General features: G+C 36.5%; 13 protein-coding genes. 6 read left to right on the forward strand and 7 right to left on the reverse strand.

Translation table 11 applies throughout. The annotated features are described in order from the left end of the window. Positions 1–6: 6 nt before the first annotated feature. The 7 genes from paaC to DDF69_RS17985 all read right to left on the reverse strand — a co-directional run bounded on the left by paaC (position 7) and on the right by DDF69_RS17985 (position 6,042). On the reverse strand, positions 7–756 hold the full coding sequence (gene paaC / locus DDF69_RS17955) for a 1,2-phenylacetyl-CoA epoxidase subunit PaaC (RefSeq protein ID WP_114821990.1): 750 nt from the start codon (positions 754–756) through the stop codon (positions 7–9). 101 nt (positions 757–857) lie between these two features. Continuing rightward, entirely contained in the window at positions 858–1,139 is a 282-nt protein-coding gene (gene paaB, locus DDF69_RS17960) for a 1,2-phenylacetyl-CoA epoxidase subunit PaaB (protein ID WP_062672207.1), read from the reverse strand. 16 nt (positions 1,140–1,155) lie between these two features. Further along, entirely contained in the window at positions 1,156–1,758 is a 603-nt protein-coding gene (locus DDF69_RS17965) for a hypothetical protein (RefSeq protein WP_114821991.1), read from the reverse strand. A gap of 7 nt (positions 1,759–1,765) precedes the next feature. Then, complete coding sequence (paaA, locus tag DDF69_RS17970; protein ID WP_062672210.1) at positions 1,766–2,704, reverse strand: 1,2-phenylacetyl-CoA epoxidase subunit PaaA; 939 nt, start codon at positions 2,702–2,704, stop codon at positions 1,766–1,768. A 114-nt stretch (positions 2,705–2,818) separates the two neighbouring features. Then, positions 2,819–3,904: a 2Fe-2S iron-sulfur cluster-binding protein gene (locus DDF69_RS17975; protein WP_114821992.1), complete on the reverse strand. Its 1,086-nt coding sequence runs from the start codon at positions 3,902–3,904 to the stop codon at positions 2,819–2,821. After that, positions 3,904–5,220, reverse strand: coding sequence for a phenylacetate--CoA ligase family protein (locus DDF69_RS17980; RefSeq protein ID WP_114821993.1), 1,317 nt, complete (start codon positions 5,218–5,220; stop codon positions 3,904–3,906). The genes DDF69_RS17975 and DDF69_RS17980 overlap by 1 nt, the downstream gene beginning before the upstream one ends. Positions 5,221–5,463: 243 nt before the next feature. Further along, on the reverse strand, positions 5,464–6,042 hold the full coding sequence (locus tag DDF69_RS17985; RefSeq protein WP_114821994.1) for a TetR/AcrR family transcriptional regulator: 579 nt from the start codon (positions 6,040–6,042) through the stop codon (positions 5,464–5,466). A 371-nt stretch (positions 6,043–6,413) separates the two neighbouring features. Here DDF69_RS17985 and clpB point away from each other — a divergent pair, with 371 nt between their 5' ends. The 6 genes from clpB to DDF69_RS18010 all read left to right on the forward strand — a co-directional run bounded on the left by clpB (position 6,414) and on the right by DDF69_RS18010 (position 12,111). After that, the gene (gene clpB / locus DDF69_RS17990; protein WP_114821995.1) at positions 6,414–9,008 is read left to right on the forward strand and encodes an ATP-dependent chaperone ClpB; all 2,595 of its coding nucleotides are present in this window, start codon (positions 6,414–6,416) and stop codon (positions 9,006–9,008) included. Positions 9,009–9,145: 137 nt separating this feature from the next. After that, positions 9,146–9,298 carry a hypothetical protein gene (locus DDF69_RS22125; RefSeq protein WP_162800961.1) on the forward strand — a complete coding sequence of 51 codons (153 nt, stop codon included), beginning with the start codon at positions 9,146–9,148 and terminating at the stop codon, positions 9,296–9,298. A 203-nt stretch (positions 9,299–9,501) separates the two neighbouring features. Beyond that, positions 9,502–10,041, forward strand: a complete 540-nt coding sequence (locus DDF69_RS17995) for a hypothetical protein (RefSeq protein WP_114821996.1) — start codon at positions 9,502–9,504, stop codon at positions 10,039–10,041. Between the two features lie 53 nt (positions 10,042–10,094). Then, a complete protein-coding gene (locus tag DDF69_RS18000; RefSeq protein ID WP_228412039.1) occupies positions 10,095–10,709 on the forward strand; it encodes a hypothetical protein in 615 nt (204 codons plus the stop codon). Between the two features lie 107 nt (positions 10,710–10,816). Beyond that, positions 10,817–11,473, forward strand: a complete 657-nt coding sequence (locus DDF69_RS18005; RefSeq protein WP_228412040.1) for a sensor histidine kinase — start codon at positions 10,817–10,819, stop codon at positions 11,471–11,473. Next, positions 11,470–12,111: a response regulator transcription factor gene (locus DDF69_RS18010; protein WP_114821999.1), complete on the forward strand. Its 642-nt coding sequence runs from the start codon at positions 11,470–11,472 to the stop codon at positions 12,109–12,111. Before DDF69_RS18005 ends, DDF69_RS18010 begins: the two co-directional genes overlap by 4 nt. The last annotated feature ends 82 nt before the right edge of the window (positions 12,112–12,193 follow it).

Genomic DNA, 12,193 nt, shown 5'->3' on the forward strand with positions numbered 1-12,193 from the left:
AATTTATTACCAGGTACAGCCAGGATACGCTCTCTGCATATACTGAAGCTCACAAAGAATAAATCCGAAATATTCTGTGTGATATCCTGTTCTTGATTTTGGCTGCATAAAAGCATTTTCAGGATATTCTAAACCGAAGTCTGCAAAATCTTTCTTGGTAACAGCAAGGAATTCTTCGTAAAGAGCATCTGAATTGGGAGCAATATTTAAAACAACCAGGTCATCTTCACCTTCAGTTTTAGCAAAAAGACCTTTCGTATATTCCCAGATATTTTCAATGGCTTTTACCAAACGTCCACGGCTTTCTTCCGTTCCCTGAGCAAAGATCTTCATCCATGAAGACGCATGAGTGTAGTGATATCTTACTTCTTTCAATGATTTTTGAGCAATGGCAGCCAATTCTTCATTAGCAGAGTTTGATAATGCCTCATACATCAGTTTCTGATAGACAGACAATACATATACTTTAAGAATAGTCTGTGCATAATCTTCATTAGGAAGTTCTACCCAGTGTGCATTCACATATTCATGCTCGTATCTTAAAAATGCGATATCATCTTCACTTTTACCGTTGTCAATCACTCTTGAAGCGTAAACGTAAAAGTTATTCGCCTGACCTAGTTCATCCAACGCAATATTCGTCAATGCAATATCTTCCTCTAAGTAAGGACCTTCACCGCACCACGCAGACAAACGCTGCCCCATAATGAAACTGTCGTCTGCTAGTTTTAATAAATAATTATATAATGGGTTCATTGTTTAATCAATTTAAAGACGGATAGATGATAGATGGATAGAAAATAGACAAGTAAACCTTAAGGTCTTTTATCTATCTGTCTATTATCTCAAAAGTCTTATTACATATTTTTTACGTCGTTTGGAATCTCGTAGAAGGTTGGGTGACGGTAAAGTTTGTCATCAGCCGGATCAAAGAATGCTTCTTTATCCACACCTTCTGAAGTCACAATATATTTACTTGGAACTACCCAAACAGAAGTTCCTTCTTTTCTTCTTGTATAAACGTCTCTTGCGTTCTGCAAAGCCATTTCTGCTGTTGGTGCCTGTACAATTCCAACGTGTTTGTGAGATAATCCCGGTTTAGTCTGAATAAACACTTCCCACATATCTAATTGACTCATTATCTATTTTTATTTTTTAATTTAATTTGATATTGAAGTTATCTTCAACATATTTTAAAATTTTCATGAAACTTTCATATTCATCAATCCCTGGGTACTTATCTAAATAGACTTGGGGATTAAGATAATGAAACTCATTCTGTCTATTATAAGACTTATATTTCACTAAGAAATCTGCACCATCTAAGACACTCATCTCCTGCGACATTAAAACATAATCTTTTTCATCTTCATCAAAAATAACTTTTCGTTTTGATTTTTTATAATTAAAAAATGTTTCTTTCGGAAGATCTCCAATATTTAATGCTTCAAGATTTAAAAAGACTTCTTTTAATGGAATTTTTGATTTTGGCTTTGTTACAATAGGAGGAATTGATTGAAATTCATCTTCACTTATCTTTTTTGGAAAAAACCATTGTACTAATTCGACATTCCATTTTTTATTTTCGTTAAGATAAATTCTAAAAACTTTTCCACTGTTTGTAATTCCATTACCAACGTAAATTCTTACTTCATTTTCTCTGTCAAGTTTTAAAGGTATGTTTGCAAGTATATCAACACTTTGACCTTTAAAAAAAGAAACAGCCAATAATAAAAATATCTGAAGTAAGGTTTTCACTGATTTTCTAGTTTACTTTTTCGTTCTGTTTTTCTGCAAAAGCCGCCGCAGCTTCTTTTACCCAAGCATTCTCTCTTTGCGCTTTTCTCTTCGTTTCGATACGCTTTTTGTTGCAAGGTCCGTTTCCTTTTAAGATTTCCATGAATTCATCCCACGGAAGTTCTCCGAAATCATAATGCTGTCTTTCCTCATTCCATTTTAGATCTTTATCAGGAATGGTTAATCCCAGGAACTCAGCCTGAGAAACAGTAACATCGATAAATCTCTGACGAAGACTGTCGTTACTTTCTCTTTTTACTCTGTAATTCATAGAGATTTTGGAGTTGGGTGAACTGTCATCATTAGGTCCGAACATCATCAGAGCTGGCCACCAGAAACGGTTTAATGAAGCCTGAGCCATTTCTTTCTGTTGTTTTGTACCACGGCACAATGCCATAAGAATTTCGTATCCTTGTCTTTGGTGGAATGATTCTTCCTTACAGATTTTCACCATCGCTCTTGAATAAGGACCGTAAGAATTCCCCATCAGCATTACCTGGTTCATAATCGCAGCACCGTCTACTAACCAACCGATGGCACCGATATCTGCCCAGCTTAAGGTAGGATAGTTGAAAATACTTGAATATTTTGCTTTTCCTTCCAGCATATCATCATAAGTAGCATCTCTGTCTGCTCTGATACTTCCGTCACCTAACGTTTCAGTGGCAGAATAAAGATATAAGCCGTGGCCTGCCTCATCCTGAACTTTAGCTAAAAGAGCCATTTTTCTTCTCAATGAAGGCGCTCTGGAAATCCAGTTGGCTTCCGGCAACATTCCTACAATTTCAGAATGCGCGTGCTGTGAAATCTGACGAACCAATAATTTTCTGTAATCATCCGGCATTACATCTTTTGGTTCTACTTTATTTTCTTCGTGAACGTATTGAACAAATTTTTCTAAGTCCATCTTTTTTGAATTTGAAAATTAAATAATTTGAGAATTTGAGAATTAGGCGATTGGGAAATTTAAATATGATAATAGCATTTTCAAATTAGCCCATTTTCTCATTTTCAAATTGTCTTAAACATCATAATTAAGCATCACCACATTGGTTGTAGGGTGACATTGGCAGGTAAGAACGAAGCCTCTGGCTACTTCTTCTTCGGTAAGCGCATAGTTCTTCTCCATGAAAACTTCTCCTTCCAGAACCTGTGCTTTACACGTACAGCAAACGCCTCCCTTACATGCGAAAGGAACCGGAAGCTGATCTTTCAATGCTTTATCTAAGATACTCTCTTTTTTAGAATTAAGGTGGAACGAATATTCATCATCATCAATGATTACCGTTACCATACTTTCAATATTGGCAATGGCCTTGAATTCATCACTCATTTCCTCCGTATTTTCTTCATCCGGAGCGGTGAAATATTCAAATAAAACCTGAATAGCAGGTACTTTTTTGTCTTTTTTCAGATAGTCTGCAATCCCCTTAATCATTTCTGAAGGTCCGCAAATAAAATAAGTAGCTTCTTTTACATCAATATCTGTATATCTTTCAAACAGCTGCTCTAATTTTTCTGACGAAATTCTTCCTTCAAAAACAGGATCTTCGTGTTTCTCACGGCTTACCAGGTAAATCACTTTCAGTCTTCCGTTGAAATGCTCTACAAGTTTATCAATCTCTGCCTTTCTTAAAACATGATTCATGCTTCTGTTGCTGTAGAACAAATAGGCATTTGAATTCGGTTCCTGATAAAGACTTTCTTTAATATTGGATAATACAGGAGTAATTCCGCTTCCTGCAGCCAGACCAACATAAGTTTTTACGTTTGTCGGGTGATAAGAAGTATTGAAACCACCCATCGGAGGCATTACTTCCAGCACTTCATCCATATGAAGGTGTTCATTGAAATAGCCTGATACTTTTCCGCCTTCAAGCAACTTCACCAATACTTCCAGCGTATTGCCCTTTTCACTTGGAGCATTACAGATAGAGTAAGAACGTCTTTCTTCATTTCCGTTGATCATCATTCGGAAATTCAGATACTGTCCCTGCTTGAACCTGAACTTATCTTTCAGTTCTTCAGGGATTTCTACCGCCACATTCACTGCTTCGGAAGTATCTTTCTGAACTTTAACTGTTTTAAGTTTATAAAATGAATTCATTATTTTTTAAGTATTCTATTAATTTTTCCACCTTCGCACTTCGGCAGGCTGTCCTGAGCATGAACTTTTACTTTCGTAGTGATTCCTACCCTCTTTTTTATTTCGTTTTCTATGTTTTTCCCAAAGTTGCCGACAAAATTAAAATAATCATCGGTATTGGCTTCTATTTTTTGAGATTTTACCAATTCATCATCTATTTCTACATCAATATCCAAAGCGATACACATATGTTCTTTTTCTACGGGGGTTAAATAGTAGTTCGGAACCACTCCTTTTACATAAGAAAAAGCATCTTCAATCTGGCTTGGATATACGTTTACCCCTCTTACGATCAGCATGTCATCAGCTCTTCCAACGATAGGTTTCATTTTCACCATGGTTCTTCTGGCATTTTCATCGTAGTAAAGACTTGTAATATCATTCGTCCAGTAGCGTAAAAGCGGCATTGCTTTTTTGGTTAAAGTAGTGATCACCAAAACGCCTTCTTCTCCAAAAGGAACCGGCTGTTTGGTAACCGGATCTAAAATCTCAGGATAAAAATGATCTTCCCAGATATAAGCTCCTCCTTTCTCTTCAAAATCCTCCATGGAAACTCCCGGACCGATAATTTCACTTAATCCATAGATATTGGTTGCATGAACGCCTAATTTTTCTTCAATATGACCTCTGATAATCTCCGTCCATGGTTCTGAACCTAGTACTGCATATTTAAGACTGATCTCTTCTGCAGTAATTCCTCTTCTGGCAAATTCATCCGCAATCGTTAAAGCATATGACGGTGAACAACAGATCACTTCTGGTTTGAAATCTACAATCAGATCTACCTGTCTTGACGTCATTCCTCCGGAAATAGGAAGAACACTCATCCCCAACATTTCAGCTCCGTAATGAAGGCCTAAACCTCCTGTAAAAATTCCGTAACCATAAGCGTTGTGCAACTGCATTCCAGGTCTTGCTCCTGCAGCATGTAAAGATCTTGCCACCACTTCACTGAAAAGGTCCACATCTTCTTTAGTATATCCTACCACAGTCGGCTTCCCTGTTGTTCCGCTTGAGCAGTGAATACGCTGAAGCTCATTTTTAGGAACAGAAAATAATCCGAAAGGATAGTTATCTCTTAAATCCTGTTTGTAAGTAATAGGAAGTTTAGCGATATCTTCAATCGACCTTATACCCTGCGGAGATATTTGTAATTCATCAAATTTCTTTTTATAAAATTCCGACTTCTCTCCCAAATAGTTGATCAGGCTGATCAACCGGTCGGATTGAAGCTGTCTCAACTGACCCAGCTCCAGATATTCAACTGAAAAATCCATAAAACTAACTAACATTTGTTAGGTGTAAATTTAAAAAGATTTTGCTAGCTGGCAAAATTTTTATGACTTTTGTCATATTTTGAATGATTCTAAATAAGAAAAATTATTAAAATTATGCCCAATGTCATTCTGAACGGAACGAATGTGTAGTGAAGAATCTTTTAAAAATCTAACAATCTGTAACGAGATTCTTCCCTTCGTCAGAAATCGAAGATTCGACGTAGTCAATGACAAACGAAGTGGTTATTTTTTCTGATTTCCAAGCAGGCCAAAAAGAATCTTTTCTCTGATCTCATCGGTAATTTCATCCGTAGAATCACTACTTCTTTTGAACCAGAAATAGGAATTATTTAAGGTATGAAGGATAAATCTTGTGGTGAATGATGGTGATTTCAGTTCCCATTTTTCGGCTTTGTAAATCTCGGAAATCAGTTTCTCAACTTCCTGCTGATAGTTTTTTCTTAATTCTACAAATTCGGGAAGTCTTTCTTCAAGGTGTTTCCATTCATTGGAATAAATATGGGTAACATCACGGTTTTTAAGAACAACAGAAAGATGTTTATCCAATAGCAGATTCAGCTTTTCCTTTGGAGCAATAGCTGTACTTTTCACCTCCTGAAGCTCATCGAAAAACTCCTGTGCAATACCAAAACAAATCCATTCCAGAATTTCTTCCTTTGAACGGATATGTGCATACAGCGATGCTGCCTTGATATTCAGTTTCGTTGCCAGGTCTCTTACTGAGCTCCCCATATACCCTTTCTCTTTGAAAAGTTCTACAGCTACGTCTAATATTTTTTTCTGTTTTTCTTTTAGTTCCATCTGGTAAAATGCAAAAGTAATTATTCTGAATTAAACTGTTCATTTTTTGAACATAAAAAGAAAAAAGACCTGCGAACCGTAGTTTAGATATTCTGTTAATTGGTCTTGTTATGACTTTTTGTTCATGATTTCCAAGAAATAATTACGAAATCGGAAATTTTGTCAAGTTAAATTTCCGTTAAAAATACAATATCCGGAAAATTTGTCCTATTTTTTTGTAAATTTAATAATTGAACAGTTTTTGCGATACAGTCATCGAATAAATGATTAAATAATTGATGGCATTAAGAAACTAAGCCTCAAAATTTGGTTTCTTGATGTTTTTTAAAAACTAAACTTTAAACAAACCATTACCAAAAATATATAAAAATATGAACTTAAACCAATATACTGTAAAATCACAGGAAGCCATCCAGGCAGCACAACAGGTTGCTATGGAACTGGGCAATCAAAGTATCGAACCTCAACATCTCCTTGAAGGAATCTTCCAGGTGGATGAAAATATATCGCCTTTCTTATTAAAAAAATCTGAAGCAGATGCTAATTTAGTAAGAGAGCGCAACCGTGAGAATTTAGAAAAACTTCCAAAAGTACAGGGAGGAAATATTTATCTTTCACAATCTGCCAACAAAGTATTGCTGGATGCACCCAACATTGCCAAGAAGATGGGTGACGAATATGTAACGATTGAACATTTATGGCTATCTCTTTTGGAAACTACTTCTGAAGTATCCAAAATGCTGAAAGATATGGGCGTAACCAAAAACCTGTTGGAAGGCGCTATCAAAGAATTAAGAAAAGGAAGTAAAGCAACTTCTGCAAGCTCAGAGGAAACGTATCAGTCTTTAAATAAATATGCGAAAAATTTCAACGAGTTAGCAGCTGAAGGAAAACTGGATCCTGTAATCGGGCGTGATGAAGAGATCAGAAGGGTTTTACAGATCCTTTCCAGAAGAACTAAAAACAATCCAATCCTTATTGGAGAACCTGGTGTAGGTAAAACAGCTATTGCTGAGGGAATTGCTCACAGAATTATCAGTGGCGACGTTCCTGAAAACCTGATGGATAAAACGTTATTCTCATTGGATATGGGCGCTTTGATCGCCGGAGCCAAATACAAAGGTGAATTTGAAGAGCGTCTGAAATCCGTTGTGAATGAGGTGATCAAGTCTGATGGACAGATCATCCTTTTCATCGACGAGATCCACACTTTGGTAGGAGCCGGAGGCGGTGAAGGAGCAATGGATGCTGCCAATATCTTAAAGCCTGCTTTAGCAAGAGGAGAATTAAGAGCGATTGGTGCCACTACATTGAATGAATACCAAAAGTATTTTGAAAAAGATAAAGCGTTGGAAAGACGTTTCCAGAAAGTAATGGTGGAAGAACCGGATACAGAATCTGCAATTTCTATCCTTCGTGGTATTAAAGATAAATATGAAGCGCACCACAAGGTAAGAATCAAAGATGAGGCAATTATTGCCGCGGTGGAAATGTCTCAAAGATATATTTCAGACCGTTTCTTACCGGATAAAGCCATCGATCTTATTGATGAAGCTTCTGCAAAACTGAGAATGGAAATCAATTCCAAGCCGGAAGAGCTGGACGTTCTGGACAGAAGACTGATGCAGCTGGAAATTGAACTGGCAGCCATCTCAAGGGAAGGCAATCAGACCAAAATTGATCACCTTAAAGAAGATATTGCTAAAATTTCTGAACAGAGAAATGAGATCAATGCGAAATGGCTGAAAGAAAAACAGAAAAGTGAAGATCTTACCCAGATCAAAAAAGATATAGAATCCCTGAAACACGAGGCAGAAAGAGCTTCCAGAGCAGGAGATTATGCAAAAGTAGCGGAAATCCAATACGGAAAACTTCGTGAAAAAGAAGAAGAACTAGCCAAAGTAGAGCTGGAAATGCAGAATCATCAGAATGAACTGATCAAAGAAGAGGTTACTGCAGAAAATATTTCTGAAGTGATTGCGAAATGGACCGGTATTCCTGTTACCAAATTGCTGCAATCAGAAAGAGACAAGCTATTGAATCTTGAATCTGAACTCCATCACAGAGTGGTTGGGCAGGATGAAGCGATTCAGGCAGTTGCAGATGCGATCAGAAGAAACAGAGCCGGTTTAAGTGATGATAAAAAGCCAATCGGATCTTTCTTATTCCTGGGAACAACCGGAGTCGGTAAAACCGAGTTGGCAAAGGCATTGGCGGAATTCTTATTCGATGATGAAAACAATATGACAAGAATTGATATGAGTGAATATCAGGAACGTCACAGTGTTTCAAGATTGGTGGGAGCGCCTCCAGGCTATGTAGGATATGATGAAGGGGGACAACTGACTGAAGCGGTTAGAAGAAGACCTTATTCCGTAGTGCTTCTCGATGAGATTGAAAAAGCACACCCTGATGTTTTCAACACGTTACTTCAGGTTCTGGATGATGGACGTCTGACAGATAATAAGGGACGAGTGGTGAATTTTAAAAATTCTATCATCATCATGACTTCGAATTTAGGATCACATCTGATTCAGGAGAATTTTGAGAATCTTACGGAAGAAAATCAGGATGAAATTGTGGATAAAACAAAAGATGAAGTTTTTGATCTTTTAAAACAGACGCTGCGTCCGGAATTCCTGAACAGAATTGATGAAATTGTACTCTTCCAGCCTTTAAGAAAAAAAGAGATCGGAAAAATCGTTCAGTACCAATTGAGAGGATTCAATGAAATGTTATCTAAACGAAACATTATTATGACTTTCACTCAGGATGCGGTAGATTATCTGATGGATAAAGGATATGATCCTGCCTTCGGAGCAAGACCATTGAAAAGAGTGATCCAACAGGAAGTTCTCAACAAGTTGTCTAAAGAAATTCTTGCAGGAAATGTAAATGACGGAGACAGAATCACTTTGGATTACTTTGTAGAAACAGGATTAGTTTTCCGACCTACCGAACAATAAAATAGTTTTTTTCATATACATTATTTTTGTGAATAAGTGCTGTAGAATAATCTGCAGCACTTATTTTTTTAACTATTTTTCTTATTTAAGTGAAATAAACTTATATTTACTATACTAATAACTAAAACAGAATCAGCATGAAAAAGCTAAAAAGAAATGATTTGAAAAAAATCGATGGCGGTCTTATCGCTCCCATCATTATGTGTGATGAAAACATGAATTGCCCTGCCAATTTATGCTGTACATCAGGATACATATGCAGGGACTGGAGAAAGTATCCATGTATTTAAAGAAAAACGGAGAAGCAGAATTTCTCCGTTTTTTTTATTGAATGAACCAAAGCCTTATCAGCTCTGAATTGTTATTTTTTTTCACACAATCCGTAAAAACACGGTAAAAATAACAGTGGAATTCCCAATTAAGGAATAGATTTTCTAGAATATTTTTTACGAGATTTGCATATTAATTGAGTTTTACCGCAAAACACTAAGCTATGAATACAGAATCAAACAATCCATTACAGCCCGGGACTATGTCAAACAGTCTTATCCAGGCTCTGATCGACAATTATCGTCAAAACCACTTAAGCGCAATCAACACTACTTTAGGAATACAAGATGCGCATTCTATTTGGTTTGACCTTCCGAAATTAAAAAATTTCATTGCAAAAATCGAAGAAGAAGCGGCAAAAGTAGATCCTGCTACCTCTGCGGAAGATCTGGGAATCCGGTTTTATTATGCTTCTTATCCTAAAACTGAAAACTGGGATATCATGGCATCTCATCCGGTACCTCAGGAATATGCTGAAAAGCACACATTGGTTTTAATTCCTACCATGAAAAAGACAAATGAAACCGGAGTAGCCTATGATTCTGATTTTAATACTCTTCAAGCACACGGGGAAGGCAAAGCATTTGGACTAAGCACAGCAAAAAGTAAAAGTGCAGCTTACAAACATGATGATGACGGAACAGTAGGAGAAAACAGCGGAACGCTTATTCCTCCGGCTCCCCCTATGGGCACTTCCTATTAATTACCATTCTTAAACGCTGTATGACTGAAATTCAGAAAATTTTTTCATCATTTATGTATTGGGGAGAAGCCTTTGCTGCTTTAATCTCCCTGATTTATTATAACCGTGTAAAAAAACAACCCTGGAAGTATCTTGCCATTTATCTCATTATTATTTTCCTGTGTGAGTCAGCTGTAAAATGGGGCGAGAAACCACTTAAAATAGACAGAATAAATTTTTACAACTACTTCGTAATTCCATTGCAGTTTATATTTTTTTATTGGCTGTATGCAAAAGAGTCTCTGAAAAAGGTAAAACTTTTTTACATTCTGACGGGTATATATATTTTAACCTATATCCTCAGGGGGCTTTTTTTCCCCGAAAAGAAAGTCATTTTTTCTTTCAATTACAATGTTGGCTGTTTACTTTTAATGGGTCTCGTGATTATGGAGTATTATAAACAGGTTAATTCATCCGAGATTCTTAATTTCAGTAAAAACAGAATGTTTTATATTAATCTTGGAATTACGCTTTTTTATATTGCCAATCAGCCATTTATGACATTTAACTCTCTCCTCTGGAAATATATAGACATCTGGGACATTTATTTTATCTATTTTCAGGTTTCAGGAGCAGTGATGTATATTTTATTTGCAAGTTCATTTATATGGGGAAAACAGAACTCTTAATCACCATTATCTCATTCAATATCTTTTTTTTGATGTTTGTGATAGCCGTATTTATATACATCCGGAATTACAGACAGAGGAAAAGAGAATATTTAAATGAGATTGAGATGAAAACCGAACTTCATCAAAGAGAACTTCTGTCTACCCAGCTGGAAATACAGCAGGCTACCATGCAGCAGATCGGCCGGGAGCTGCACGACAATATTGGACAGAAACTTACCCTCGTAAGTCTTTATGTACAGCAGATGCTTTATGAGAATAAGGTACCGGAAGCAAATGAAAGAATTGATCAGGTTTCACAGATTATCAACCAGTCCCTGCAGGATCTTAGAAGCTTGTCCAAAACATTGACAGATGACAATATCAACCAGAAGGAAATTGTAACTTTGATACAGGAAGAAGTGGATAATACCAATTCCTTCAAAAAATGTCATGTAAGTTTTGAACACAATTTTAAACAACTGGATTTAGGCTTTGTTCATAAAAATGTTCTTCTGAGAATTACTCAGGAGTTTATTCAGAACAGTATAAAACATTCCCATTGTAAAAATATTTTTATAAGTCTGAACACTTCAGAAGACACTCTTTGGGAGCTTGATATCCGTGATGATGGAATCGGGTTTGATACTTCACAGATCAAATCCAACGGAATAGGGCTCACGAATATGAAAAACAGGGCTCAAATTATAGGAGCGAATTTTCGTATGGAAAGTAAGGAAAATATGGGAACACAAATCAATATTATCTTAAAAAAACAGTCATGAAAAAAACGATTGTCATTGTTGACGACCATATACTTATAGCAAAAGCTCTTGAAGGGATTATCGGCAACTTCAGCGAGTTTGAAGTAATCTATGTAAGTGAAAACGGCAAAGATCTCATCCAGAAATTTGAAGAAGGCCATCCCATTCCTGATATTATTCTTTTAGATATCAGTATGCCGATTATGGATGGTTTTGAAACCGCAGCCTGGCTTACCAAAAACCATCCCGATATTAAAATCATGGCCCTCAGTATGCAGGGAGATGACAACAGTGTTATTAAAATGATCAGGAGCGGAGCCAAAGGTTATCTTCTGAAAAACACCCACCCTAGAGATCTGGAAACAGCACTTACACGCCTCAATACGGACGGCTTTTTTTATCCGGATTGGGCTTCCAAAATCATATTTTCCAACCTGAATAAAGAGACAGAAACTGAAATTGCCATAAGAATTTCCGACAGAGAAAAAGAATTTCTGAAATACACGGTAACGGAACTCAGCTATAAGGAAATTGCAGACAGAATGTGCTGCAGCCCCAGAACAGTAGAAAGCTATCGTGACCAGCTATGTGAAAAACTGGATCTTAAGACGCGTGTAGGACTTGCAGTTTTTGCCATTAAAAATGGTTTCGCAAATTAGATTTTCACCATGAAAAAATTCTTTAAAATTAAAATTTAAACGAAAAGTATTCACAGAAAATAATTAAAAACTAAGATCACAT

Origin of the sequence: Chryseobacterium sp. KLBC 52, assembly GCF_003347605.1 — a bacterium.
GTDB lineage: Bacteria > Bacteroidota > Bacteroidia > Flavobacteriales > Weeksellaceae > Chryseobacterium.